Source organism: Naumannella cuiyingiana (assembly GCF_013408305.1).
GTDB lineage: Bacteria > Actinomycetota > Actinomycetes > Propionibacteriales > Propionibacteriaceae > Naumannella > Naumannella cuiyingiana.
This window is the reverse complement of sequence record NZ_JACBZS010000001.1, coordinates 3,122,519-3,148,618: the sequence shown is the minus strand read 5'-3', so window position 1 is coordinate 3,148,618 and position 26,100 is coordinate 3,122,519. Positions and strand designations below refer to the sequence as shown.

Annotated in this window: 25 protein-coding genes, 1 tRNA gene and 1 pseudogene; 14 read left to right on the top strand and 13 right to left on the bottom strand. The window is 70.2% G+C overall.

Going from position 1 to position 26,100, the window contains the following annotated elements; genetic code table 11:
* The first annotated feature begins 1 nt into the window (after position 1).
* Positions 2-979 carry an aldo/keto reductase gene (locus tag GGQ54_RS14770; RefSeq protein WP_179446049.1) on the top strand — a complete coding sequence of 326 codons (978 nt, stop codon included), beginning with the start codon at positions 2-4 and terminating at the stop codon, positions 977-979.
* Between the two features lie 3 nt (positions 980-982).
* Here the strand turns inward: GGQ54_RS14770 and GGQ54_RS14765 are convergent, their stop codons facing one another.
* From GGQ54_RS14765 to GGQ54_RS14750, 4 genes are all read right to left on the bottom strand, one after another.
* Entirely contained in the window at positions 983-1,183 is a 201-nt protein-coding gene (locus GGQ54_RS14765) for a DUF5703 family protein (RefSeq protein WP_179446048.1), read from the bottom strand.
* 43 nt (positions 1,184-1,226) lie between these two features.
* Positions 1,227-1,826: a hypothetical protein gene (locus GGQ54_RS14760; RefSeq protein ID WP_179446047.1), complete on the bottom strand. Its 600-nt coding sequence runs from the start codon at positions 1,824-1,826 to the stop codon at positions 1,227-1,229.
* Positions 1,827-1,914: 88 nt separating this feature from the next.
* Positions 1,915-2,490: a hypothetical protein gene (locus tag GGQ54_RS14755; RefSeq protein WP_179446046.1), complete on the bottom strand. Its 576-nt coding sequence runs from the start codon at positions 2,488-2,490 to the stop codon at positions 1,915-1,917.
* Positions 2,491-2,602: 112 nt separating this feature from the next.
* Positions 2,603-3,943, bottom strand: a complete 1,341-nt coding sequence (locus GGQ54_RS14750; protein WP_179446045.1) for a M20/M25/M40 family metallo-hydrolase — start codon at positions 3,941-3,943, stop codon at positions 2,603-2,605.
* A gap of 265 nt (positions 3,944-4,208) precedes the next feature.
* Here GGQ54_RS14750 and GGQ54_RS14745 point away from each other — a divergent pair.
* The 7 genes and pseudogenes from GGQ54_RS14745 (at position 4,209) to nhaA (ending at position 11,358) form a co-directional block, all read left to right on the top strand.
* Positions 4,209-4,294, top strand: a tRNA-Leu gene (locus tag GGQ54_RS14745).
* Positions 4,295-4,543: 249 nt separating this feature from the next.
* Positions 4,544-4,690 (top strand): hypothetical protein, encoded by a 147-nt coding sequence (locus GGQ54_RS14740; RefSeq protein ID WP_179446044.1) that lies wholly within the window; start codon positions 4,544-4,546, stop codon positions 4,688-4,690.
* Positions 4,691-4,721: 31 nt separating this feature from the next.
* On the top strand, positions 4,722-7,877 hold the full coding sequence (locus GGQ54_RS14735) for a DEAD/DEAH box helicase (protein ID WP_179446043.1): 3,156 nt from the start codon (positions 4,722-4,724) through the stop codon (positions 7,875-7,877).
* 590 nt (positions 7,878-8,467) lie between these two features.
* Complete coding sequence (locus GGQ54_RS14730) at positions 8,468-9,064, top strand: hypothetical protein (protein ID WP_179446042.1); 597 nt, start codon at positions 8,468-8,470, stop codon at positions 9,062-9,064.
* A 66-nt stretch (positions 9,065-9,130) separates the two neighbouring features.
* Positions 9,131-9,310, top strand: a complete 180-nt coding sequence (locus GGQ54_RS14725; RefSeq protein WP_179446041.1) for a hypothetical protein — start codon at positions 9,131-9,133, stop codon at positions 9,308-9,310.
* Positions 9,311-9,419: 109 nt separating this feature from the next.
* Positions 9,420-9,584, top strand: a pseudogene (locus tag GGQ54_RS17480) (Na+/H+ antiporter NhaA); the annotation flags it as partial.
* A 61-nt stretch (positions 9,585-9,645) separates the two neighbouring features.
* The gene (gene nhaA, locus GGQ54_RS17475; protein WP_343045979.1) at positions 9,646-11,358 is read left to right on the top strand and encodes a Na+/H+ antiporter NhaA; all 1,713 of its coding nucleotides are present in this window, start codon (positions 9,646-9,648) and stop codon (positions 11,356-11,358) included.
* A 181-nt stretch (positions 11,359-11,539) separates the two neighbouring features.
* On the opposite strand, the gene GGQ54_RS14715 is transcribed toward nhaA, so the two are convergent.
* Complete coding sequence (locus tag GGQ54_RS14715) at positions 11,540-12,625, bottom strand: methyltransferase domain-containing protein (protein WP_179446040.1); 1,086 nt, start codon at positions 12,623-12,625, stop codon at positions 11,540-11,542.
* A 74-nt stretch (positions 12,626-12,699) separates the two neighbouring features.
* On the opposite strand from GGQ54_RS14715, the gene GGQ54_RS14710 reads away from it, so the two are divergent.
* On the top strand, positions 12,700-13,239 hold the full coding sequence (locus tag GGQ54_RS14710; protein WP_179446039.1) for a dTDP-4-dehydrorhamnose 3,5-epimerase family protein: 540 nt from the start codon (positions 12,700-12,702) through the stop codon (positions 13,237-13,239).
* 28 nt (positions 13,240-13,267) lie between these two features.
* Here the strand turns inward: GGQ54_RS14710 and GGQ54_RS14705 are convergent, their stop codons facing one another.
* The 8 genes from GGQ54_RS14705 to GGQ54_RS14670 all read right to left on the bottom strand — a co-directional run bounded on the left by GGQ54_RS14705 (position 13,268) and on the right by GGQ54_RS14670 (position 22,404).
* Positions 13,268-14,299 (bottom strand): NAD-dependent epimerase/dehydratase family protein, encoded by a 1,032-nt coding sequence (locus GGQ54_RS14705; protein ID WP_179446038.1) that lies wholly within the window; start codon positions 14,297-14,299, stop codon positions 13,268-13,270.
* Between the two features lie 31 nt (positions 14,300-14,330).
* A complete protein-coding gene (locus tag GGQ54_RS14700; protein WP_179446037.1) occupies positions 14,331-14,990 on the bottom strand; it encodes a PIG-L family deacetylase in 660 nt (219 codons plus the stop codon).
* Positions 14,987-15,856: a glycosyltransferase family 2 protein gene (locus GGQ54_RS14695; RefSeq protein WP_179446036.1), complete on the bottom strand. Its 870-nt coding sequence runs from the start codon at positions 15,854-15,856 to the stop codon at positions 14,987-14,989. The genes GGQ54_RS14700 and GGQ54_RS14695 overlap by 4 nt, the downstream gene beginning before the upstream one ends.
* Positions 15,846-16,910 carry a glycoside hydrolase family 16 protein gene (locus GGQ54_RS14690; protein ID WP_179446035.1) on the bottom strand — a complete coding sequence of 355 codons (1,065 nt, stop codon included), beginning with the start codon at positions 16,908-16,910 and terminating at the stop codon, positions 15,846-15,848. Before GGQ54_RS14690 ends, GGQ54_RS14695 begins: the two co-directional genes overlap by 11 nt.
* Before the next feature lie 32 nt (positions 16,911-16,942).
* Entirely contained in the window at positions 16,943-18,394 is a 1,452-nt protein-coding gene (locus tag GGQ54_RS14685; protein ID WP_179446034.1) for an oligosaccharide flippase family protein, read from the bottom strand.
* On the bottom strand, positions 18,381-19,292 hold the full coding sequence (locus GGQ54_RS14680; protein WP_218843884.1) for a beta-1,6-N-acetylglucosaminyltransferase: 912 nt from the start codon (positions 19,290-19,292) through the stop codon (positions 18,381-18,383). Before GGQ54_RS14680 ends, GGQ54_RS14685 begins: the two co-directional genes overlap by 14 nt.
* Positions 19,289-21,355 (bottom strand): hypothetical protein, encoded by a 2,067-nt coding sequence (locus tag GGQ54_RS14675; protein ID WP_179446033.1) that lies wholly within the window; start codon positions 21,353-21,355, stop codon positions 19,289-19,291. Before GGQ54_RS14675 ends, GGQ54_RS14680 begins: the two co-directional genes overlap by 4 nt.
* Before the next feature lie 296 nt (positions 21,356-21,651).
* On the bottom strand, positions 21,652-22,404 hold the full coding sequence (locus GGQ54_RS14670; RefSeq protein ID WP_179446032.1) for a peroxide stress protein YaaA: 753 nt from the start codon (positions 22,402-22,404) through the stop codon (positions 21,652-21,654).
* Between the two features lie 109 nt (positions 22,405-22,513).
* On the opposite strand from GGQ54_RS14670, the gene GGQ54_RS14665 reads away from it, so the two are divergent.
* From GGQ54_RS14665 to GGQ54_RS14645, 5 genes are all read left to right on the top strand, one after another.
* On the top strand, positions 22,514-23,089 hold the full coding sequence (locus GGQ54_RS14665) for a dihydrofolate reductase family protein (protein WP_179446031.1): 576 nt from the start codon (positions 22,514-22,516) through the stop codon (positions 23,087-23,089).
* 54 nt (positions 23,090-23,143) lie between these two features.
* Positions 23,144-23,788, top strand: coding sequence for a hotdog domain-containing protein (locus GGQ54_RS17470; RefSeq protein ID WP_179446030.1), 645 nt, complete (start codon positions 23,144-23,146; stop codon positions 23,786-23,788).
* A 68-nt stretch (positions 23,789-23,856) separates the two neighbouring features.
* Positions 23,857-25,119 (top strand): sensor histidine kinase, encoded by a 1,263-nt coding sequence (locus GGQ54_RS14655; RefSeq protein ID WP_179446029.1) that lies wholly within the window; start codon positions 23,857-23,859, stop codon positions 25,117-25,119.
* On the top strand, positions 25,116-25,721 hold the full coding sequence (locus GGQ54_RS14650) for a response regulator (protein WP_179446028.1): 606 nt from the start codon (positions 25,116-25,118) through the stop codon (positions 25,719-25,721). The genes GGQ54_RS14655 and GGQ54_RS14650 overlap by 4 nt, the downstream gene beginning before the upstream one ends.
* A gap of 21 nt (positions 25,722-25,742) precedes the next feature.
* Entirely contained in the window at positions 25,743-26,066 is a 324-nt protein-coding gene (locus GGQ54_RS14645) for a GNAT family N-acetyltransferase (protein WP_281370147.1), read from the top strand.
* The last annotated feature ends 34 nt before the right edge of the window (positions 26,067-26,100 follow it).

Below are 26,100 nucleotides of genomic sequence, written 5' to 3'. Positions count from 1 at the left end.
CATGATCCGTCGCCATGTCGGCCATACCGGGCTGCAGGTCTCGCGCCTGGGCCTCGGCACGATGACCTGGGGCAGTGATGTCGGCATGCCCGAGGCTCGTTCGCTGCTGACCACCTTCCACCAGGCGGGCGGGACCATGATCGACACCGCCGCTGCCTATGGTCGCGGCGCCGCGGAACAGATGCTCGGCACGCTGCTCGACTCGGTCGTCCCGCGGGACGAGATGATCATCGCAACCAAGGCCGGGTTCGGCGTCCGCGACGGGCACCGGGTCGTCGACACCTCGCGCAGCGGGATGTTGCACGATCTCGATCAGTCGCTGGAGCGCCTGGGCACGGACTGGATCGATCTGTGGCAGGTGCACGCCTTCGGCGAGGCGCCGATCGAGGAAACCCTGGCCGCGATGGACTATGCGGTCTCCTCCGGTCGGGTCCGCTATGTCGGGGTGTCCAATTTCGTCGGTTGGCAGACCGCCTATGCGGCGGCCTGGCAGCGGGCCGTGCCCGGCCGCACGCCGGTGGCCAGCGGCCAGGCGGAGTACTCGTTGCTGGCCAGGCGGGCCGAGATGGAGATCCTGCCGGCCACCCGGCGGCTCGGGATGGGCTTCTTCCCGTGGTCGCCGCTGGGCCGTGGCGTGCTCACCGGGAAGTATCGCGCCGGCCTGCCGCGCGGCTCGCGCGGTGCCAGTGATCATTTCGCCTGGTTCGTCGAGCCCTATCTGGAGCAGCGCTATCGCGGCGTGGTGGAGGCGGTCACCCGGGCCGCCGACGGGATGGATCTGCAGCCGCTGCAGGTCGCGCTGCTGTGGGTACGCGATGCGCCCGGGGTGACGGCCCCGTTGCTCGGCGCGCGGACCGCCGACCAGTTGATCACCTGCCTGCGCACCGAGGAGATGGAGTTGCCGGCCGAGATCGCGGCCGCCCTCGATGATGTCTCCGGCGGGCCGGTCGCGGCCCGCGGCGCCGAGACCGGCGCCTGATGATCACGGCAGGGTGCGCCGGGCGCGAATGATCTTGCGCCGCATCCAGGCGTCCCGGGTGCCATCGCGGTAACGGCGCAGCCGATGCAATTCCCAGCCCCGGTACTCCGCGGCATCGGTGAGCAGGCGGGCGACGGCTCGCCTCGACAGCGTCCGGTCCAGGCGTACCCGCTGCTCCTCGTACTCGATCGCGGTGACTCCCATGGCGAGACACCCTAGCCGCGCGGACAACCCCGCGGACCGCGGCTCAGGCGGCGCGCCGCGCCCGCAACGGCCGGCGCTCGCGGCCGAGGAACAACTGCACCACTCCGGCCAGTGCGCCCAGCCCGCCGAACAGCACGAAGAGCATTCCGTCGGTCAGATAGGCCGACCAGAGCTGGGGAGCGGTCAGGTTCGCGATCACGAAGGGCAGCGCGGGCAGTGCGATCTGGGGTGCATACTCGCGGTAGTAGGCGTACAGGCCGACCGCCAGACACGCCACGAAGGTGACGGCCAGGCCACCGATGATCATGGCGACCAGGGCCGGGAAGCCCCGGGCGGGAGCATGGCCCGCGCCCTTGCCGTAGAGCCAGAACGCGAGCAGGGCGATCGCGAAACACCAGATCGGCGAGGGCGTACCCGGTGCCCACAGGCCGATCAGCGTGATCGCGCCGCCGAGCAGCCCGAGCGCCGCGAGCGCGAGTCCGCGGTCGACGTGCTCGGTGGTGTCGACCGGCTCCTCCAAGGACGGTCGTGGGCCCGCGGAGGTCTCGGGCAGCCACTCGGGCGTACCGCCGCGCGCGGACAGCGGCAGTCGCGGGGTCGGCGCTCCGGCGGGTGCCGGGCCGAGGACGGGGAAGGGTGGCATCGAGGCCTCCTCGGATGATCCGGAGAGCCGAGCGAGCGGCTCGGCGGCAGGTTACTGCTGTGACGTGTGTTACGTAAAGGGCCTGTTGTTACCGGGCGGGGTCGGCCGTCGGGTGCGAATCCCGGCGCATCAGCCGGAACAGGGTTCCGCCGGCGCCGAGCGCGCCGAGGAGCAGGAAGATCAACGCGTCGGGGAGGTATCCCCCGAGCACGTCGGGATTGACCAGGTTGACGGCCAGGAACTCCGCACGGCCGTAGTCGATCTGTGCGCTTTCCGCGTCGTAGTAGGCCGACAGATCGGCGCCGATGCAGGCGAGAAAGGTGCCGACCAGCCCGACCACGATCAGCCCGACCAGCGCAGCGACGCCGCGTTCGGGTGGCCGACCGGCGCCGCGGGCGTAGAGCACCACGGCGCCGGCCGCGATGACCACCGCGGCGATCGAGGCGATGTAGCCCAAGGACCAGATCGCCACCGCAACCGCCGCGCCGACAACCAGTGCCGGCAGCGCGAACAACAGCCCGCGGCCGACCCGCTCGGGCCCGGCGGGCGGCTCCCCGACGACGGTGCCCGCGCGCGGTGCGGTCGCCCAGACGCCAGTCCGCCGCGGCGCGGCCGGCGGCGCTGCGGGGGGTTCGAAGTTGGGTCGGCCGGGTGGGTTCGTCATGGCTACCGCCTCGTTCGGGCCGCTGGCGCGGCGCCGGGCCACGGTCGGGCCCTCGTGGCGCGTGACGGTAATGGGTGTGGCGCGTGTTGCGGAAGAGGCGAAATCGAACTCTTCAGGCGAGGTCGAGGAATCGGTCCAGGACGCGCGCGCCGAATTCGAGGGAATCGGTCGGCACGCGCTCGTCCACGCCGTGGAACATGCCGACGAAATCGAGCTCGGGGGGCAGCCGGAGCGGGGCGAAACCGAAGCACCGGACTCCCATCCGGTGCCACGCCTTGGCGTCGGTGCCACCGCTCATCAGGAACGGCACGGCCCGGGCATGCGGATCCTCCGCGGCCAGGCTCGCCTGCATCGCATCGGCCAGCCCGCCCGCGAACTCGGTCTCGATCCCCGAGCTGTGCACGTCGATCTCGTAGCGCACCTTGTCCCCGAGCAGTTCGGACAGCGTCGCGAAGAACTCCTCGTCGCCACCCGGCACGATCCGCCCGTCCAGGCCCGCCGTGGCGCGGCCCGGGATCACGTTCACCTTGTAACCGGCCTGCAGCATCGTCGGGTTGGCGGTATTGGACATCGTCGCGCCGACCATCCGGGCGATCGAGCCGAGCCGCGCGAGTGTGGTCTCGACGTCGTCGGGATCGAGCTCGACCTGCCAGGCGTCGGCGATCGCGTCGAGGAACGCGCGCTGGGCATCGGTGATCCGGTGTGGCCAGCGGTGGCTGCCGATCCGGGCGACGGCGGCGGCCAGCTCGGTGACCGCATTGTCGTCGTTGCGCATCGAGCCGTGCCCCGCGGTGCCGTCGGCGATCAGCTTGAGCCAGGCCATCCCCTTCTCGGCGGTCTGTACGAGATAGAGCCGCAGGTCATCGCGTACCGTCAACGAGAATCCGCCCACCTCGCCGATCGCGTGCGTGCAGCCCTCGACCGTCTCCGGATGGTTGCGGACCAGCCAGTCGGCGCCGAGCACCCCGCCGGCCTCCTCGTCGGCGGTGAAGATCAGCCGGAGCGGGCGCCGGGGAGCCCGGCCCGTCCGGACGCGGTCGCGTACCACCGAGAGCACCATCGCGTCGAAGTCCTTCATGTCCACCGCGCCGCGCCCCCAGACCATGCCGTCGCGCAACTCGCCGGCGAACGGATCGACCGTCCAGTCGGCAGCATCGGCCGGCACCACGTCGAGGTGTCCGTGGATCAGCAGCGGCTCGGCGCCCGGCTCGGTCCCCTCGGGCGCGAAATCCGCAACAAGCGTGGTACGCCGCGGCTCGGACTCGTACAGGGTGCAATCGATGCCGACCTCGTCGAGCTTCGCGGCGACATACTCGGCGCCCGCCCGCTCCCCGGGCCCGTCGACGCCCGGGCCGAAGTTGGTGGTGTCGATCCTGATCAGTTCCGCGCAGAGGTCGACCACCTCCGCATCGGGTCGTCTCGTGCCGGGGCGCGTGGTCGCTGCGTCGGTCATGGACCCATCGTCGCGCGGGCAGCCCTTGCCCATCCCGCGGGGTCGGGTCGACAATCGGGGCAACCAAGGAGGACGCCATGGCCGAAGCCAAGTGCCAGTGCCCGAACTGCACGGACAACTGCGCCGACTGCACCTGCACGAACTGCAGTTGCCCCAACTGCTCCCACTGATCCGAACACGGGCCACCGGGCGGCTTCGCGATGTGCTCGCGCCGGGCTGAGTTGCTATAGTTCACTGCGCTCCGGACCCGCCCGGGGCACACCTCGTCCGGGTGGCGGAATAGGTAGACGCGCTAGCTTGAGGTGCTAGTGGCCAGAAATGGCTGTGGGGGTTCAAGTCCCCCCTCGGACACCCACTCAGGGTCGCTCGTAGCGACTTGCAGAAATCCCGACTTGGCAGAAATCGTTGTACCGAACGCAGCCGAGGGCGACGAAGAGCAGCCCGCCCAGGACTGGGAGGCCGATCGGGCAGGTTTTCCGGGTACCAGGTACGGGGCGGTCTGGGCAGTGGAGCCAGTCCACGGCGTGCAGCGGTTTGCACTGTCGGTGCCTCATGCTGAACTAGCGACCGACCACTCACCTCGGGACGAGAGAAGCCGTCATGAGCATCGACCGTGTGCAGATTGTTGACGCCTCGCTGGGAGAAGACTGGCTGAACGAGGAGAGGCGCGACCTCGCCCGCGCTTGCCGGGAGGCGCAACTCGGCGCCGCGCACAAGCAGCGCTTGCTGCTCGTAACGGACCGGTAGCCACCGCGACATCCGTCCAACGGGGAGAGCCATGACGCCGCAGCAGCGCGACATCGTCCGGTACTGGCACGTGCTGGAACTCTTCAGCACGCAGAAGGTCGATCCGCCCGATCCCAGGAATCAGCAACGCCCGGTCGTGGCGTGGCGAGATGGAGGTCCGCTGCCGTGGGAAGTGCTGCCGCCGCCTCGCAGCCGTGGGAAGACTCCCCTTGTGTGGCAGCACACCGTGTACCTCAACGTGTACGCCGTCGGCGGACTCTTCGAGCACCTGCACCGGGTCTTCCCTCGTGATGAGGACGCCTACGAGGAAAGACCCGGTGGGCTGAGCGCTTGCGCGGCGTTCGTCGTGGATCAGAACGGCCACTACATCGCCAACTCCGCGGTGCTCTCGTCCGCGCTGTGGGGCATCGGCCGCACAATCTCTCCGGGCGTGAACCACCCGGGCTGGTTCGACGGGTTCGAGATCGCGGACCAGCACCTCCGCAACGAGATCGATGTCCATCTTGCCGACAGCGTGAATGGGCCGGAGGACGACGAACCCCCATTGAAAGCCGCTGACATCCGCAAGATTCGTGCTCTGGCCGTCCGCGCCGCAGGCATCGACGGCCTGGCCCCGCTTCACACCAACGACGTCACCATCGCAAGCAGGCAGATTAGCGAGGACCGAGCCCAGGAACTACCAGGCTTCGACTTCCTCAACAGTTTCCACCTGAACGACTTGCGCTCCATTGCGGCCGCACCGACTTGGGGCCGAGCGCTCAATGCGTACCTGACACTCGACCAAGAAGTCCAGGTGGCCGACCGGGTCGACGTGCGAGCCCACCCCGAGGTCGTGGTGTCGGGGACCACCGTTTGGAACCTGCCGCTTGGCAGATGGCCGGCCAACCCGGAGCATCCGCTGTCGACCAGCCAGCAGTTCGCAGTCAATCAGGCGCAGACCATGGATGAGTGCGGCGTGAGCCTCTTGGGTGTCAACGGTCCGCCAGGGACCGGCAAGACCACGATGCTACGTGACATACTCGCGGGTAACGTGACGCGACGAGCGTTCCGCCTGGCGCAACTGGACCATCCCGACCACGCATTCGATGGGCTTGACCATCAATGGAAGGCAGGGGACTACACCCGCAGGGTTCGGCAATTGCGCCCGGAGTTCACGGGCTTCGAGATGATCGTCGCCTCGTCCAACAACTCCGCTGTCGCCAACGTCTCGGATGAACTGCCGCTCCGAGAAAGCATCTTCCCTGCCTGGGACGAAATCGACTACTTCGCCGACCTCGCCACCGAGATCGGACGGCGCGGTGGCCGGCCAGAAGGGGACGGTGTCAGACCTGGGCGCCGATGGGGATTGATCGCCGCTCGCCTCGGGAATGCGGCCAACCGCAGCAAGTTCGAATCCGCATTCTGGTTCGGTCGCACCACACCGAGGAGATCGCAGGATGCTGACGCCGGCGCCGCCGCGGTGGCCGGAATGCAGGACCTGCTCAAGGGGTGGGAAGCCGACCCTCGGAGTCGCCCCAACTGGTCTGAGGCGCGGAACGCATTCAATGATGCGCGGCGCGCCCTCGAAGAAGTCCTCTCGGATCGCCATCAGGCCGCCCGCCGCTTGGCACGGGCACAGGAACTCCAGACTGAACAACGACGAGCGGACGTTGACGCGAGCACGGCAGCAACTTCTGTCCGGATCGCTCGCCGTCACGTTGACGACGCCGCTGCCAGATTGGCCACCGCCGGGCAGATGGCCGCAGCGGCACGCGCCCGGCACGAACGTCATCTACTGCTCAAGCCCGGATGGTGGGAAGGGGTCACGAGTTGGGGCCGCGCCACCAAGGACTGGCGCCAGCGTTTGGTCCCGCTGACCCATGCCTTGGACGAAGCCGAACGCGAGCAGATCGCCGCAGCGAACCGCCTCTCCCATCTGCACGGCGAGGCGAACAGGTGGCAGGCAAGACACGACGCCGCCCGGGCCGCACTCACACGGCTGTCCAGCGAATGGGCCGGACTGGATGCAGCCCTATCGCACGATTACCAGCGATACGGCAGCACCTACCCGAGCCCGCGGTGGCTGGCCGACGAGCGCCAGCGCGAACTCCACGGCGCCTGGCTGGATCCCGAGGTCAACACCGCTCGCTCAAACCTCTTTCATGCAGCACTCAACCTCCACGTCGCATTCCTGGCCAACGCCAAGGGCGCCCGTCAGGCCCTCCATGGTGCCCTCGATGTGATGACGGGACGTGCGCCCACGGACCTCCGCTCGGCTGCCCGGCTTGCCGCGTGGCAGTTCCTGTTCATGGTCGTCCCCCTTGTCTCGACGACGTTCGCCTCCGTGCCCTCCATGCTCAGGGGACTGCAGGCAGGCGCAATCGGATGGCTCTTGATCGACGAGGCAGGGCAAGCCTCTCCACAGGACGCAGTCGGTGCCATCTGGCGAGCCAAGCACGTGATCGCCGTCGGCGACCCCATGCAACTCACCCCTGTGGTCACGGTGCCGCCGAAGGCACAACATGATCTTGCTCGTCAGTTCACGCTGAGCGAAACCTGGATCCCCGCCTACTCGTCCGTTCAACATCTGGCGGACAGGGTGGGCAAGCACGGGACGACCCTGAGCCTTGGGCAGCGAAGCCTGTGGGTGAGCGCACCTCTGCGGGTGCACCGTCGCTGCGATTCCCCCATGTTCGACATCTGCAACCAGATCGCCTACGAGGGGCTGATGGTCAATGGGGTGAGCGGCCGCAATGGAGACGACCGCGACGACGTACCGGCAAGCCAGTGGTACGACGTTCCTGCGCGGCAGCCTGGCACCCACCTTCAGGTGGACGAGATCACCTGTCTGCGCGAGCGGCTCGACCATTTGCTCGCCGCGAACATCCGTCCCGATCAGATCATCGCAATCTCCCCGTTCCGCGCGATCGCCAACCAACTCTCGCGGTTGGACGACGACTATCCGGGCATCACAGCAGGAACGGTTCACACCGCCCAAGGACGCGAGGCCGACGTTGTGTTCCTGGTCCTTGGCGGAGACCCCCGCAAGCCTGGCGCGAAGCGCTGGGCCTCGGCCGCTCCCAACCTCGTCAACGTCGCCGTCAGCCGCGCAAAGAGGCGGCTCTACGTCATCGGAGACCACAAGTCCTGGACGCAGCGCCCATTCTTCGATACCACCGCGGCGTACTTGGATGGCACACGACCCTGATCTCCACGAAGTCGGTCGAGCGAGAGTCCGCGAACAACCCTTCCGCGCCGGGGGTTCACGGTGAACGACGACCACGCGCAGATCGGTTGGGGCACGAGCGTGAGCCCAGTCGCTGTCCCGCGCTGAGGAGAGCGCGCCGGCGTAGGAGGATCTGGCGCAAGTGATCAGCGACCTGCTGGCGAACCTGGTGTGCCAGGACCTCGGAGACGGCAATGCCGACGAGATGAAGGGCAACGCTACGTCTCCCACGTACATCCATCCGGGCTGCACGGCGGTCGATGTCACATCCCAATGCGACGATGTCCACGATGACGCACACCGACGATCCCCAGCGACATGTGGCGGCGCCTTCGCCCCGACCCGCGAGGTCTTGGCCATTGGCCGCGCGGTCACTGGGCAGTGCGTCTGTCTGGCTTCGAGAAAGGCTGATCCTGGCCGGGGCTCTCTTGGTCACCGCGATCGGCGCAGGGACTTCAAGCACCCTCCTGGCAACCGGGGCACCGTGGGCTCCCGCCGTTCTATTTGGATTGGGTTTCGTTGGCGCCGTCGCAGTCTTTCTCGACCAAGTCGCCGACCGTTACGAGAAGAACGTGTCTGTGGTGCTGGGCGAAGCCCAAGACGATGCTGTTAGCGACGCGCTGATCGCGCTTCTCACGCTGCTGGACGACAGCCACCGGATCGCCTTCCAAGAAGGTCGACCAAGGGAGGTTGCGATCGAGACGCTGCAGTCGCAGTTGGCTAGTGCAGCCGCCAGCGCGCCAACGGCGTCGAGAGTACGGGCCTCATTCTACCGATTGACGTCAGACCCCTCTGGCCAGCGCGAGTTACGTGACCCGAAGAGCCGCGGCCGCGTCGACGAAGCCTCGACCGAGTGGGTGGAGAAGGACGACCCGGATCACCCGATATGGCAGATCATGTCCGGCCGCGACACCGACTGTCGCATTCTCTCGGCCCCCGATCCATGGCCCCGCATCGACTGGGACGCAAAGCCGTACAAGACAGTCATCTCGGCGCCTGTGACCGCCAAGGCACCGGCAGGTGACGACGTCGTGTTCGGCATGCTGTCGGTCAACGCGCCCCAAGTTGGCGACCTGACCGAGACCGATCGGCTCACGGTCATCGCCATGGCCCGGGTGATGGCGCTTGTGTTGGCGATGAAGACCGGGCCGAGAAAGCTCGGCAAATGACGGTCGCGCCGCAGCAACGACGCTCCCTCCGACTACCATGAAGCACGAGAGAAGGGCAGGACTCCCATGTCTGACACGTTGACCGGTACCGAACAGCAGGCAGTCGACGAGACCCGTCGCAAAATTGCGGAGTTGCGTGCCGAGTCTCAGCGCAGGCTCGCTGAGGAACGACGCAACCCGAAAGTCGTCAAGCGACGGCGCGAGAACCTCCTGCGCCGCTATCAGGAATCCTTGACCGCCGGTTGATCCGCCGTTGGGTCCGACCCACCGACACAGACCCGCCTCCCTTGTGGAGGCGGGTCTTTCGTGTGTGAGCGCGGAGGAGACGGCAACGGCGAGGCGGCAAGATGTCCTCATGTCGAACGACACGACCGCGGGCTCCACCGGCGTCCGGACGCCGCGCCAGCTCACCCACTACCTGTCCACCGAGGCCGGCAGCGCGGGGATCCTGCTGGCCGCCGCACTGATCGCGCTGGTCTGGGCCAACTCGCCGTGGGGCGCGACCTATGCCGAACTGTGGCACACCGAGGGCATCGTCGCTCTCGGTCCGCTGCACCTGGAGATGAGTCTGCAGCACTGGGGTGAACGACGGCCTCATGGTCCTGTTCTTCCTGGTGCTCGGTCTGGAGGTACGCCGCGAACTGTCGATGGGCGAACTCACCGACCGGCGCCGGATCGCCGTGCCGCTGATCGCCGCGGCGCTCGGCATCGCCCTGCCCGCGATGATCTTCCTCGCCCTCAATCCCACCGGCGAGGCCGCGCGCGGCTGGGGCGCGGTGATCGGCACCGACACCGCATTCATGCTCGGGGCCGTGGCGCTGGCGGGCCCGCGTTGCCCCGCCCAATTGCGGATCTTCCTGCTCACCCTGACCGTCTTCGACGACATCGCCGCGGTCTCGGTGATCGGTATCGCCTATGCCGACAACATCAACTTCGCCGCGCTCGCCGTGATGGGCGCCTGCCTGGTGGCGCTCGCGCTGCTCGGTCGGGCCGGCGTGTGGCGTACCTGGCCCTACGGCGTCACGGTCTTCGTACTCTGGCTGGCGACCCTGATGTCCGGCCTGCACCCGTCGGTCGCGGGCATGATCGCGGGTCTGATGATCCCGGCCCACGAGCCCACCCGCGACGACGTCGACTCGGCCACCTCGCTGTTTCGCGCGTTCCGGCAGTCGCCGCTGCCGGACTCGGGCCAGCAGGCCCAGCGCGGGCTGCAACGCGTGGTGTCGATCAACGAGCGCTGGCAGGTCGCGCTGCACCCGTGGACCAGCTATTTCATCGTCCCGGTGTTCGCGCTCGCCAATGCCGGCGTCGCGCTCGGTGGCGGCGTCCTCACCGACGCCCTGACCTCGCGGCTCACCTGGGGCGTGGTGATCGGCCTGGTGGTCGGCAAGGCGGCCGGCATCGGGCTCGGCGTACTGCTCGCCACCCGGCTGCGGCTCGGCGACCTGCCCGAGGGCGTCGGCTTCGGTCAGGTGCTGGGCGGTGCCGCCATGTCCGGCATCGGCTTCACCATGTCGCTGCTGATCATCGGCCTCGCCTTCGACGACCCCGTGTTGCAGACCGAGGCGACGGTCGGTGTGCTGCTCGCCGCCGTGCTCGCCGCCGCCCTCGGCTTCGCGATCTTCCAGATCGCCGCGCGCGTGTTCGGCCAGACCGAGGCGAGCCTGCCCTACCTGTTGTCCGAGCCGGTCGATGTCAGCCGTGATCATTACCGCGGCAACCCCGACGCCGAGCTGACCCTGGTCGAGTACGCCGACTTCGAGTGCCCGTTCTGCGGGGACGCCACCGGCATGCTGGAGGATCTGACCGAGCGGATGGGAGTGAACGGGCGCTACATCTTCCGTCACCTGCCGCTGACCGATGTGCATCCGCACGCATTCGATGCGGCCATAGCGGCCGAGGCCGCCGCGCGGCAGGGCAATTTCTGGGGGATGCACAACCTGCTGTTCGCCCACCAGGACCGCCTCGAACGCGACGATCTGCTCGGCTATGCCGCCGAGCTCGGGCTCGACCTCGACAGGTTCGCAACCGACCTGGACGACGAGGCGTTGGCCGACCGGGTACGCGCCGACATGCAGTCGGCGCACGACAGCGGCGCGCGCGGTACGCCGACCTTCTTCGTCGGCGACCGGCGACACACGGGGCCCTACGATGCGGGGCGCCTGGAGGCCGAGTTGGTCCGGGTGTTCGGCCGACCGGAACGCCGCCCCGGCGCGATCAGCACCGACGACATGCGGCATCGCCACGGGCCCGGCGGCAGCGATCCGGGCCCCGGAGCACCGGCGGCGGACTGAGGCGACCCGCTATGGTGAGGCGTCCGTGATCACCGGGGGCGCATTCGGGGAGGCCAGCACTTGACCACCTATGCCTGCCGCTGCGGCCACGGCCGCGACGCGCACCGTCACTACCGCCCGGGCAGCGACTGTGGACGGTGCGACTGTCCGCGCTACCGATCCGAGCGCGGGCCCTTCGGCCTCAGTCGTCCACGCGATCCAGCCGAACCAGCCGATCCGCAAGCTCCGGGCGGGCCGCCGCCAGCTCCACCAGCAACTCCGGAATCGTGACCAGCACCTCGTCCGGCGCGAGATCTGCCAGCCGTTCGGGCGCCACCACCGGAATCCGGCTGCCCGGCAGCGCCCGGCCCTGTTTGCCGGGTGAGGCGTCGCCGACCGCCAGCACCTGACCGGCGCCGACCCCGGCCATCGCGAACAACGCCACCGCGCGCGACGCGGCACCGTAGGCCACCACCCGATCCCCGGCCGCCCGGCGCGCGGCGAGGTGGCGCCGCAGTCGGCGTACCGACTCCGCCGCGGCGGCGCCCATGCCGGCGAGCGCGGCCGGTTCGGTGATCCCCAGCGCGGCGTCGCGGGCCACCAGTTCCGCGACGGATCCGTCCAGCGGGTGGGCCGCCGCCCGGTGGCGCAGCGCCAGCACCACGGAGCCGCCGTAGAGGTCGTGGCGTAGGGCATGAATCGGGACCAGTCCGGCCGCGCCGAGCAGCCGGACCAGCGCCGTCGCGCTGTAGTAGGCGTAGTGCCCGTGCCGCAGCGCATTCCACTGTCGTTGTTCGGCGATCGCTGCCAGGTCGTGGAACTGGACCAGCGCCGTCCCGTCGGGCGCCAGCGCCGCGGCGAGCCTGCCCGCGGCACGCGCCTGGTCCGGCTCGTGCATCAGCCCGAGTGAGTCGATCACCACCTCGGCGACACCGTCGGTCACCACGCGGTGGCCGGGCAACAGGTCGAGCCAGGTGCCGCCGTGCGGCGACCCGAACTCGCGCACGGTCGCACCGTCCAGCAGCCCCCGCTCCCCCGCGTCGGCGAGCGCGGACCGGGCCAGATCGCGCACCGCCGTGGGTTCGACGCCGACCACCTCCGGGCCGGGATCGACCTCGCCGGCCAACTGGGCGAGGCCACAGCCCCGGCAGCACCACATCGCCAGCGGGGCCCGCGGATCGGGACCGGGATCGGCCGGATCCGGCAGGTGCTGGGTGATCGGCTGCTCGCCGAGGTCGAGCACCACGTCGTCGCGTCCGCCCGCCCGGCCGCACGCCCGGCAGATCATCGCGCCCGGCCCGCCGTCGAGAAATGCCGCGACCGGTCTCGCCCGCCGGTCCGGTCGGGCGGCATGATCATCATGTGGAGATCACCGAGACCGAACTGGCCGGGCTGTTCGTGCTCCGGCCGACCGCCCACCGCGACCCGCGGGGACTGTTCACCCGGACCTTCGACGCCGCGCTCGCCCGCGCGCACGGCATGGAACTCGGGCCCGACTGCCAGGACTCGCAGTCGCGGTCGGCGCCCGGCGTCCTGCGCGGGATGCACGGCCGCGGCGGTGCGGGCGAGGCGAAGCTCGTGCGGTGCGCGAGCGGGGCCGTCTGGGACATCGTCGTGGACGCGCGGCCGGGCTCGCCGACCCTCGGCAGGCACCACGCGATGCGGCTCGACGACACCGACTTCGCCGCGCTGTGGATTCCACCGGGCTTCCTGCACGGCTTCCAGGTGATCGGCGAACGCGCCGCCGACGTCTGCTATCGGATCGACCGGCCACATGACCCCGCCGAGGACATCGCGGTGGCCTGGGACGATCCTGATCTTGCGCTGCCCTGGCGTGAGCAACCGCGATTGATCAGCGAGCGCGACGCGGCGGCCGGCCCGTGGGCGTCCCTGCGCGGCTGAACCACCCCGGCTCACGAATCGACCCTGCTCACGAGTCGAAGGGGACCGGCCGCAGCCCGTCATCGAGCTCGCCCGCGTCGAGCCGGCGGCGCAGCGTCGCCAACCGGACGAAGGACTCCTCGAAGCCCGCCCGGTCCAGCCCATGATCGCGGTACGCCGCCGCAAGCTCGGCCGCCCCGTCCGCGACCGACCAGCGACACCCGAAGTTTGGCAGCGCCTCCCGGATCGCGGAGAAGTCGACGCGATAGGAGCGCGGATCGGGCCCGGACTCCCCGGTGATCTCGACCTCGGCACCGGGCACCGCGCGCGCGACCTCGTCGGCGATCTGCGCGACCGTGACATTGTTGCGTTCGTCGCCGACATTGAATGCCCGGGCGTGCACCGCCTCCTCCGGCGCCGCGAGCGTCTGCCGGAACGCCTCGGCGATGTCGGCTGCGTGGACGAGTGGTCGCCACGGCGTACCGTCCGACAACACTCGGATCCGTCCGGTCAGCACGGCATGGCCGACCAGATTGTTCAACACGATGTCGGCCCGCAGCCGCGGGGAGTAGCCGAAGGCGGTGGCATTGCGCAGCGAGGTCGGATGGAAATCGTCATCGGCCAGCGTGATCAACTCGTCCTCGACCTCGACCTTGCTGCGGGCATACGGCGTGACCGGAGCCAGCGGGGCCGTCTCGTCGACCAGGGAGTCGCCGGCGGCCCCGTACACCGAGCAGGTCGAGGCGTAGAGGAAGCGCCGCACCCCCGCCTGCTTCGCGAGCTGGGCGAGCCGGACGGACGCGTCACGGTTGATCGCGAAGGTCAGCTCCGGGTCGAGCGCGCCCAGCGGGTCGTTGGACAGCGCGGCCAGGTGGACGATCGCGTCGAAGCCCGCGAGTTGATCAGCGGTGACGTCGCGCAGGTCGACGGCCAGCGCGGGCGGGTCGGCGGGGGCGGGGCCCAGCAGCTCGGCGGCATACAGGCCGGTGTCGAGGCCGACCACCTCGTGACCGTCGGCGGTCAGCACGGGCGCCATCACCGTACCCAGATAGCCCAACTGGCCGGTCAACAGGACTCGCATCAAGATCCTCCGATGGATGGGTCGAACATGATCAACTCTGGGCACCGCCGGTGAGGTCGAGGACCGCCTTCTCCAACACGAAGCCCTCGGCATGGCGGGCCTGCGCCTGGACACCGCGGATCCGCAGCACGGCCCGGAATGCCTCGTCGTCGAACCAGCTTCGCCCGTGCTGGCTCGGGTAGTGCTCGGTGATCAGCGCGATCTTCTCCCCGACCACGGTGGGTTCCAGCGCGACGTGCACCGACACGGTCGGCAGGTCGGTCTCGTACTTGACGATCTCGTAGCCCAGCACCAGATGATCGCGATACTCCTGCCCGACCAGTTCGGCGAGCAGGCGGTGATCCTGGTGGGCATCGCGACGCTGGGGTGCCAGCACGAGATCCGGGTCGCCGGTACGCCGATGCGCCGCGACCAGGGACTTCGCCCGCGCCCACTCCCCCGGCATCCGACCGTCCGGCAGATCGGCCACGGTGAGCCGCAACTCCGCGCCAGGACAGAACGCCGCCAGCGCGGCCCGTTCCTCGGCCTCCCGCTCGGTGCCGGCCCCGCTCAGCACCAGCGCATCGATGATCACGCCCGGGTTGGCCCGGCACAGGGTGAGCAGGCTGCCGCCGGCCCCGATGGCGATGTCGTCACAGTGCGCGCCCAACACCGCCACCCGGGCCAGCGGCCCCGGCCGCAACGGCTTCACCGCGCCGCGCCCGAGCGTGCCAGCAGCTTGATCCGGATCCGCCAGGCCGCCCACACCGCGCGCCGAGCGAGGCGACCGAGTGCGCCCTGCCAGCGGGGAATCCCCCACTCGCGCGCCACCTCACCGAGCAGTTCGTCGGTCTGGGCGTACTGCTCGGCCGAGTGGCTGGCGGACAGATTGCTGCCACTCAGCCGGAAAGCCGCATACGTCTGCGGCTGCGCGTACAGCCGGCCCAGCCGTAGCAGTTCCACCCACAACTGGGCGTCCATCGGGTAGACGCGGTGGGCGTTCCAGCCGGTGGTGCGCGCATAGTCGGCCATCCGGAACATCACGTTGGCGGGCTCGCCGATCTGGTTGATCCCGCAGCGCACCTGGCGGCGTAGCACCGTGCGCGCCTCGCACGGGCCGGTCAGGCCGCGCAGTCCGCGATCGGCGGCGCGCACCTGCCCGTCGGCGTTGATGAAGTCACGGCGGCTGGCGACGAGGGCGATCGACGGGTCCTCGGTGAGGATCTTCGCCTGGGCGGCCAACGCCCCGGGCCGCAGCAGGTCGTCGGCACACACCACCTTCACCAGTGCGCCGCGCAACTGGGTCATCGCAAAACGCCAGTTCTCCCCCATCGGCAGCAATCGCGGGGTACGCACCACTCGGAGCCGGGGATCGTCGATCGCCTCGAGGATGGCCGGGGTCTGGTCGGTCGAGGCGTTGTCGATCACCACGACCTCGAAGTCGGCGTCGCGTTGGCCGAGGACGGAGTCGAGTGTTTCGCGAATGAAGCGCCCGCCGTTGTGCGCGGGCACGCAGACCGAGATCATCGGTCCGGATGGCGCGACCTCCCCCGGGGTCTCGCCTGCCTCATCGGTCATAGACGCTGTACGGCAGCCCCGGGCGCTCGCCAGCCGCAAACTCCCTCAGGCGATTCCACAAATGATCACCGCTGGTGCGTCCCTGATCGCCGCGCGTGCGTCCCTGATCGTCGGCGACATCACCGCTCCCGGAGCGGCTCGTCTCGCCCCCGGCGGCGCCGCCGCTGTCGGTGGCGGTCGTGCCGTCGCCGGACGCCAGGTCGCCGGTGCCGTCGGAGCGGGAACCGCCCCCACCGTCGGAGCGGGCATCGCCCGACGCGGCCGGGTCACGCACGTAGTGCGCCACCCAGTCGATCTGGACCGTGCCGGAAGCGGGGGTCTCCGCATTCGGTACGCCGCCCTTGACCGTCTCGAACCATTCCGCCTCGGGGGCATTGGGGTCCATCACACCGATCTGGAACCCGATCCACATGCGCTCGCTCACCACGGCCCGCTTCTCCGGGGTGTCGAGCGCGATCCGCGAGTGGGGCTCGCCGTTGTGGGTGAAGATCAACTCGTCGGCCTCGATGATCACGCCGTAGGTGTTCCAGACCCAGGGATCGTCGACCTGCCGCGACGCGTCGAGTCGCTCGCGACCGTCCGCGGTCCGGAAGTGGTAGAACGAGCTGACGGTCCGGGAGTTGGAGTTGCCCTCGGCGATGTCGATCTCCGGCGGCCACTTGTCGCCGGCCGGCCAGAGCAGGAAGGCATACCCCAGACCCGCGGCGCGCGGCTGGCGGACGCGGAACTCCCAGCGACCGCCGGCTGCCGTGAACAGCGGCGCGCCGCTGACGCCGGCGCTGGTCCACTGGCCATCGCGGTAGGCGTAGGTCAGATTCAGCGTACCGTTGGAGATGGTGGTGTTCTCGGGTCGATAAACACCCATCGCGCCATTGCCGACCGGCTGGTAGCCCCAGCCGTAGGGCCCCCAATTCTGATCATTCACGCTGGCCGCGGTGAAATCCTCGGAGAAATCCGCCCGCCAGCCGTCGATCTGCGGCACCTGGTCGCCGTTGAACGACGGTGCCGCCGTTGACCGTTCAACGGAGTAGGTCGCCGTGGCCACCAATGCCATGCCAACGAGTGCGGCTGCCCAACGCAGTCGGCTCACGATTTCTCTCCCGGGTCAGGGGCAGCAGGGTTTGCCCGCTGCAGAATGCGCATCCGCATGAAGAACGGAATGGTCAGGGCTAGGCTAATGGCGAAGCGGCCCGCGTTCCACCCTGCCGATTGCGGCAGCAGCACCGACAGTGCGGCCACCACCAGTGCGGCGGCGCCGAATCCGAGCACCCGGCGATTGGGACGGGTCGCGGGCTGGCGGCGGGTGGCGATCCAGCGCAGCAGGCCCACCTGGGCGGTCAGGGCGACGAGGGTGGCGATCGCGGCCCCGAGGATGCCCAGGGGGACCAGCAGCGCGGCGGTGACCACGATCTTCACCGCCACGGCGAGCACCGCGCTCCAACCCAGCGGCCGGGTGTCACCGATGGTGGTGAGCAGTTGCATGCTCGCCGCCCCGGACGCGACCGGGATCGCACAACAGGCCACCACGAAGACGACCACCACCAGGCTGTCCGGCTGGTAGCTGGGCGGTGCGAGGACGCGGAGCAGGACCGGCGCGCCCAGGGTGACTCCGAGGATCGCCCAGCCGAGCAACACATAGATGCCGTCGCGGGCCTGCTCGATGACCTGCCAGCGCTGCGCCACGTCGCTGAGACTCTTCAGCCGCGGCAGCCACGCCCGATTGGTGAAGGTCAGCAGCAGCGACATCACATTGCCGATCGTGAAGGCGATCTGGTAGCGGGCGACCTCGGCCTCGCCGAGCACGCGCAACACGGCCAGCCGGTCCGCCGCCGCGAGGACGAATTGGGAGAGCCCGGCCAGCAGCAGAGGCGCGCCGAAGGCCAGCACCCGACGAAACTCCGGAAGGTCGCGCAGCCCGGCCGGTCGCGGGCGGGTCCAGCACAGCCCGAGAACCAGCGCCAAGCTCTGCGCGAACACCCCTCCCCAGGCGTAGGTGACGGCGCTGCGATCGCCCATCGACAACATGATCGCCAGACCGATCACCGGGCCACCGGCGCTGGACAGGATGCTGACGAAGGCGAATTGGGCGAGCCGGTCCTCGGCCTGCAGCAACGCCATCATCAACATCACCGCCGCCCCCGGCGCTGCCCATCCGAAGGTGATCAGGACCAGGTCGCGGTAGCCGGCGAATCCCAGCATCGACGACCACAGCGGACTGCTCAGCGCGAAGGCGGCGACGATCAGGAAGGCGAAACAGATCCCGGCAGCCAACAGGCCGCGGGTGCGGGCCGCGTCGGGATCCTCCAGCCGGCGCATCTCGAGCGCCTGGTCGAGGCCGAAGACGGCGAGCAGCAACAGCAACTGGTACAGCGCGATGGCGGCCGCCAGCGCGCCGAACTCCTCGACGGGCAGCAGGTGCGCCAGGACCGGCGAGATCGCCGTCGCCACGACGAGTTGCATGGACCAAACGACGACATAGATCATCCCCCGGCCGAACAGGTCCTGGCGCGACCCGCGGTCGCTGTCAACCCGAGACACCGGCCACTCCCGCTCGTAGCTCGGCGTCGATCCGGCGTACCAGATCGCCCGCGTCGTCGCCGATCTTGCGGGCGAACATCACGTGGGGACCGGCCGCGACCGCAGCGGCCAGCCGTTCGAAGTCGGCGATGCCGAGCCAGTCGGGGCTGCGCACCCGGGTCCGTCCTTCGGCCTCGCCCCAGTCCATCCACCAGGGGTGGCCCGGCACCGATTCGGCCGGCCAGCGACCACCGAGGGCCGGGCTGTGCAGCATGGAGGGGATGGCCACCTCATCGGGGACCCAGCATCGCCGGAAGTACCGCAGCAGGCGCGGATGGCGATCGAGCAGGTCGATCACCAGTTCGGCGTGCCGGCGGGCGAGAATCTTGCACTGCGATCCCCCGGCGAGGGCCAGCCCGCGCGGTCGTCGACGCGGGATCGGCGCCACCACCCGATGCCGCCGCACCGGCCAGTTCGGGACCACGAAACGGTCATAGCCGCGGGTCGGTCCCCACTCGGCGATCGGCAGCGCCTGCATGTAGCCGAACGAGAATCCGCGACGGTCCCGCAACGTGCGGACGATCCGGTCGGTGGAAACCAGCGGGTAGTCGCTGCCCGTGCACACGATGATGTGCTCGGCACCGGTACGCAGGGCCGCCCGGTAACCCAACAGCTCGGCCTGCAGCACGCCGAAGCCCGCCCAACTGACCTGGACCCGCGGGAGCAGCCTGACCCGCTCGGGGAGGCCGGCCGTCATCTCGCGCCACAGGTCGCGCGGCGCGCCGGCATCGATGTGCAGGAAGACCGGCAGCGGATCGAGTGCGGCGATCAGGCGGTGCAGGTGAGTGGGCTGGTCGTGGGCCACGATCACGGCGGCGGGCATCGGGTCGGCGTCGATCACCGGACTCGGCTCGGTCACGCGCGTTCCCCTCGATAGCGGTAGAGCTGGACATCGCCGTCGCTGAACACGAGCTCCCAGCGGGGCGACGCCGCCCACGCCGCGCGCAGGCGCTCGTAGTCGGCGAGGCGCTGCTGGCCGTAGCGGTCGCCGAAGATGCCGGTGGTGGTGGTCGCGATCGCCCAGTACTGCGGGGCATCGGTCAGCAGCAACGCATCCGTGGTCCGGTCGACATCGGCGGCCGGGTCGTAGTCCGGCCCGCCCGTCTGGCCAAACGGGTCGGCCGGGAAGAGCGTCTCGCGGCCGAGGAAGCCCACCGTCTCGTAATGACGCGTGATCCGCGACGGGGTCGCCGCGCCGGTACCCAGGGTGAAGGCGAGCGAACCCGGCGGGGCGTTGTTCTCGAAGTAGGTCACCGCCGCCACGTCGGAGCGCCGGATCACCCGCGACCAGTCCATGCCGGTCAGGCCGATGGTGTTGGCGGCGAACATGACGACCAGCGCGAGGCCGAGCGCGATGCGCGCCGGCGTGCGCACCCGGACGCGGGTGGGCATCGGCCACAAGGAGACCAGGATCGCGAGCCAGGGCAGCGCGAACAGCGTCACCCGGAAGATCCCTTCCTGCCCGTAGTCGGTCCCGACGGCCAGCAACGCCGGGCTGGCGGCCGCGGCGGTCAGTCCGATCGCGAGCCGCGTGCGCAATCGCAACACGGTGAGCACGGCGAAGCATCCGACCAGCAGCAGGGCGGCGGCCGGCACGCCGAAGGTCACCTGATTGACGATCGAGACCGGATAGGGCGATGCGGCACGGCTGGGCGGCGCGAGATTGTCGAAGATGCGCCCGAACGAGGCCCCGGTGGGCAGATAGCGCTGCAACACGCCAAGATTCAGCCAGGCCCAGCCGCCCGCCAGCAGCATCGGGATCAGGGGCAACCAGACCGGCCGGACGAGCCGGAAGACGGCGAGGGCGCCGAGGGCGAAGGCCAACAGGAACGGGCTGATCTGGTGGGTCACCGTGAGGGCAACACACAACGCCGTGGCGAGCAGCAGCGACGGATCGGTCCACGGGTGCCGCGCGGGCGGGCGCCCGATGAGCAGGGTCAGGATCATCAGGGCATAGACGAATCCGACGACCTGGGGCGCATAGAAGCTGGTCGTCAGCGAGCTGGCCAGAGCGAAGACCAGCCCCGCGACCCAGGCCCTGCGCGAGATGACGAAGCGGCCGGCGAGGGTACGCACCGCGAGCACCATGACCGGTGCCGCGACCGTGCCCCAGATCGCGGCGTACTCGAACGGCGAGGTGACGCCGGCGACCTCGAAGACGAAGGCCGTCGAGGTGAACAGGCCCGCCCAGGTCTGGTAGATGTCGGTCTCGGGCGACAGGTAGCCGCGCGCCTGGAGCAGGTCGACGATGCCGAGATGGCGGGCGGCGACCCCCACCGTCGGCATCCGGTACATCACGAACTGGCTGGTGACGACGACGGAGGACGCGATCAGGGCAGGGCCGGCGAGCCGACCGGTGCCGGACACCGAGCCGCCCAGCATGGACCACACGACCGCGGCGAGCACCACGGCGGCGCCGACGAACCACAGCGGCCCGGCCGTGATGGCCGCGCCCATCGGTTGGGCCGGGCCGGCGACGCGCCACGCCGCGAACAGGCAGATACCGAGGCCGAGCAGGGCGAGTGCCGTGGGCGCGAGATCACGACTCGGCCGCGGCCACCGGGCGCGGCCGGCGGCGAGCAGGCGCAGGTCGCCGCGCACCGCCAGCAGCATCAGCCCGCCGCTGACCACGGCCAGCACCGGCCACAGGGCCGTGATGCGGACCGCACCGGTCCAGGCGAAGGGGAAGCTGACGGCAACGAGCACGGCCTGGGAGACGGTCACCGCGAGAAGCACCAGGCGGTGCCACGGCATCCGACCGAACAGCGCGACGGCGAGCCCCGGCCCGAAGTTCAGGTAGGTCGCCAGCAGGACCGTTGCCACGGGCCAGCCGGCCGCGCGACCGGCGACGCCGATGAGCAGGACGGCCACCGCGCACAAGGCGAGGACAACTCGCCCGAGCGGTCCGGCGTCGGGATTCACCTCAGGAGGGAGCGGCGGGAGCGCCAACCAGCGCGACAGCCGACCGGGCCGACGACCCGGCCGATGAGAGACCGGGCGACGAACGTGCGAGGGATGGGAGACCTGCAGGCGTGACGCCGTGCGACTGGACGAACCCGGGATTGCTGGCGGCGTAATGGTCGCAGTCAACCGCTCCCCCAATCGATAAGTGCGCAGGGGTCGCCGACAGTACGGGACCCCACGACCCCCGATTTGGTCCTCGGCCGATGCCGAGTGGTGCAGTCCCGAGGAGGGAGGCTACCAAATCGTGACCACGATCAAGGAACCGCGGATCCGGCGGGTGCCGAGACCTCGAGCCGCGCAGCCGGTGCGGATCGGGTGTCCAGCCCGACCACCCAGCCGGCCGGCAGCAGGTCGGCCAGGTCCTCCGGCGTCGTCGGCACGCCCGGGTGGGCGCACACGGCGCGGGCCACCAGCCCGCGGGCGAACTTCGCGTCGTGGGTCGCGCCGGGCACCTCAACCCGGACCCAGCGGGCGGGCGGCGCCGGCCGCCAGGCAGCCGCATAGCTGCCGGACCGGCAGTCGACGACCAGACCGGTGCCGGCCGCAGCATCGAGGGGACCCCGCAGGGCGGTACGCCAGAGCGCGGCCAGCTCGGGCAGGCCCGGCAGCCGGGCACCCATCGACAATTTGTAGGCAGGGATCCGGTCGGCCGGCCGCAGCGCCCCGAACAGGGCGGAACTGATCACCAGCCACCGGCCCGCCCGACGCCTGGCCGCGGCGTCCAGCGAGCCCGGGTCGAGTGCCCGGTAGAGCACGCCGTCGTAGACCCGGTCGGCGCGCGCCGTCGGCGCGGAGGCGAGCGCGGCATTGCGGGCCACCTCGCCCGCCAGCCCGGCGGAGACCCCGAACAGCCGTGCGGCATCGGATCGCCCGGCGGCCTCGACGGTGGCAGCGATCACCTGCTCCCGGAGCCCGGCAAGGTCGGGGAAGGACAGCGCCGAAAGATCGAGCGACCGACCCCGGACCGGGCGGCGCTTGCCCTCCGACGGAGGCAGCAGGATCAGCACCGCGACAGGCTAGCCCGACCGGCGAGGGCCAGTGCTGTCACCCTTTGCCCACCTATTCTTCGCGCGAGCGCCGCTGCACGAGTGGCCCACATCGAGGGAGTTGAGCGAGATGGCCAGGGAATTGGTATGGACGGGGTTCGTCACGTTGGACGGCGTGATGGACTCCCCCGGCGGTGACGTCGAGGGGCACCCGGGCGGCGGCTGGGTCTTCCGCACCCCGTTCGAGGAGGCGGCCTTCGCCCTGAAGGGCGAGGAGCTGGCCGACACCGGGGCGCTGCTTTTCGGCCGCCGCAGCTATCAGGCGTTCGCGCCGTTCTGGTCGCAGTCGGCCGATCATGCGGCGTACCAGGATCTTCCGAAGTATGTGCTGTCCACCACGCTCGGTGAGCAGGACCTCGTCGGCGGCTGGGGCGAGACCACCATCCTGCGCTCGGTCGACGATGTCGCGGCCCTGAAGCAGACCGACGGTGGCGGCATCTTCGTCCATGGCAGCGGGGAGGTCGCCCGCAGCCTCGCCGACGCGGGCCTGATCGACCGGTACAACCTGCTGGTGTTCCCGGTCCTGCTCGGGGAGGGCAAGAGCATCTTCAGCCGCAGCAACCAGGCCGAGCAGCGGCTGACGCTGCGCGAGTCCGAGGCCTACGGCAACGGGGTCGTCAAGGCCGTCTACGACGTCGTGCGGTAGGCCCTGCGGGTCTCGCGCACCGTCGGCCACCTATCGAACGCTAAGCTCCCGCGGGTGAGCCATTCGTCACCGTGGGAACCGACGGCAGCGCGGTTGCGCGAGATCATCGACCTGGTCGTGCGGACGGGCGACGACGAGACACCGCCGCCGGAGCTCGCGGACGTGCTGGACCGGGCGCGGGAGTTGCTGGAGCCGTACGCGGCGGACCCACAGGATGCCGTTCGCGCCTTCTGGCAGCGGCTGTCGGGTGTGCACGGGCAGAGCCGCGCCCTGATCGGCGGCCCCGCGAATCCGCTGGCGCCCGTGGTGCGCTGGGACAAGGCCGAGGATGCGTGGGTGGGCCGGACGACGCTCGGGGTCGGCTACCAGGGGCCGCCCGGTCGGGTGCACGGCGGCATGGTGGCCGCCCTGCTGGACTCGGTCCTGGGACGGGCCCAACCACGCGACGGGCTGCGGTTCACCCGCACTCTGACGATCGACTACCTGGCCGCGACCCCACTGTTCACCGAACTGGTGATCCGCGCGCGTCCCGACGACCCGGGCGGCCGCAAGGTCTGGATCACCGGCGAGGTCGAGGCCGATGGGGTGGTGACCGCGACCGCCCGCGGCCTGTGGGTGGCACCGCGTACCGTGCCCGCCGACGCCCCCGGCGATCTGGGGTTGGAGCTCGGCCGGCCCGGGCCGGCAGCGTCCACCTGACAGGCGTCATGCCCAGCGCATGAGTCGCCGAACGCCCGCGCCCGCTCGTCGGTGGCAGGATCGTCGCCATGTCGGACACCGCCGGATGGGCGCAGGTCAATGCGCGGCGCCTGGAGTTCTACCTGCGCTGGACCATGTATCTCACCCCGATGACGATCCCGCTCGTGTTCTTCGTGATGGGACGAAGCGCCGCAGACGAGCCGGTGCGCGGAGTTCTCGCCCTGGTCGGCTCCCTGGTCGTGGCGGTGGTCGGGGCGCTGGTCATCCGTCGCACTCTCGCGGCGATGCGCCGCCGTTCCACGCTGCGCCTGTCCTGGCCGCCGGACTGGAGGCTCGTGGGGTGGGTCGCCCTGGGTGTGCTGGCCTCGGTCGCGTCCGCTGCCTTCATCCAGCCGCTGCTCGGCGCCTACACCCTGATCTACGCCTTCTCCTGCGTGACGCCGATCCTCGGTTTCCGCGATGTGTTGGTCGCCTCCGTCGTCACCTCCGGACTGTCGGCGGCAATGTTGATGATCTTCCCCGGTCCGGGCTCGGCCGGGGCCACGCTCGGCCTCACGATCCTGGTCGCGGCGATCGCGCCCTTCGTGTTGCTCACGTTCTGGCACACCGCGTGGATGCTGCGGGTGCTCTGGGAGCTGCAGTCGGCCCGCGACACGGCGGCCCGGCTCGCCGTGGCGGAGGAGCGTCTGCGCTTCTCCCGGGACCTGCACGATGTCTTCGGCCGCACGCTGTCGACCGTGGCCGTGAAGAGCGAGCTGGCCGCGGGCCTCGCCGATCGCGGCCGCAGCGCAGAGTCCGCGGTCCAGATGCGCGAGGTGCATCAGCTCGTCGAGGACGCGGGCAAGGAGGTACGCGAGGTGGTGCGCGGCTATCGGCACACGACCCTGGCCCACGAGCTGGTGGGCGCCCGGTCCGTGCTGGAGTCGGCCGGCGTCCGGGCCGAGATCGCCGGCGACCCCGACGGTCTACCCCAACCGGTGTCGGAGGCGCTGGGCTGGGTGCTGCGCGAATCGGTGACGAACCTGCTCCGGCACGCCACCGCGACCCGGGTCACCGTCCGACTGGATCGCCTCGGGGACCGGGTTCGCCTGGTGATCACCAACGACGGGGTACGCGAATCCCCGGCCGATCACGTCGGCGGGTCGGGGCTGACCGGATTGCGGGAGCGGCTGGCCAGCGTCCGCGGCGAGCTGCGTACCCGGTCCGACGACAGGCGATTCGCGGTGCAGGCCGAGGTGCCGTTGACAGATCCCGCCCGCGGCGGCCGGGGTATCGCCGCCCGACCGGCGATCCCCGGTCGGCGCGGCGAGCGTGAAAGGCTGGCACGGTGATCTCGATCCTGCTCGCCGACGACGAGGGCCTGATCCGCGACGCGCTCGCCGGACTGCTGGACCTGGAGGACGACCTCGCGGTGGTCGCCCAGGCCGGTTCCGGCACCGAGGCCGTCGCGGCGGCCCGTCACGCCACCCCCGATGTGGCGGTCCTGGATCTGCAGATGCCGGGGCTGGACGGGATCGAGGCCGCCAAGCAGATCGTGGCGCAGGTGCCCGGATGCGCCTGCATGATCGTCACCAGCCACGGCCGTCCCGGCTACCTGAAGGCGGCGCTGGCCGCGGGCGTGCGGGGTTTCGTGCCCAAGACGGTCTCGGCGCAGGTGCTGGCCACGGTGATCCGGACGATCAACGACGGCGGCCGCTATGTCGATCCCGAGCTGGCCGCGGAGGCGATCGGGGCCGGCGACTCGCCGCTGTCACCGCGAGAGGCCGATGTGCTCGCCCTGGCCGCCGACGGCTCGCCGATCGACGAGATCGCCAGCCGCGCGGCGCTGTCGGTGGGCACGGTCCGCAACTATCTGTCCGCGGCCGTCACCAAGCTGGCCGTCGCCAACCGGCACGAGGCGGCCAGGCTGGCCCGGCGCAACGGCTGGATCTGATCATGGACCGGCATGTGATCACTGTGCGGTCCGAGCGTCGGAGATGACCGCGAACCGGAGGAGGAACAGACGATGGAGCTGCGACACGACGAGGCGGGGGCACGCTTCCTGGCCGAGGACGCCGGCGAGGTGGTCGGTCTGATCGACTACGCGCTGGCCGGCGACGTGGCCACATTCACCCACACCGAGACGGATCCCGCGCGGCAGGGCCGTGGCATCGCCGGCAAGCTGACCTCCTTCGCCCTGGACCGGGCCCGCGAGCTCGGCTGGCGGGTCATTCCGCAGTGTCCCTACACCGCACGGTTCGTTGCCGACCATCCCGAGTATGCGGATCTGATCGCCTGAGCGGCGGGCGAGGCGCTGGCGGCGGTCGCGACCG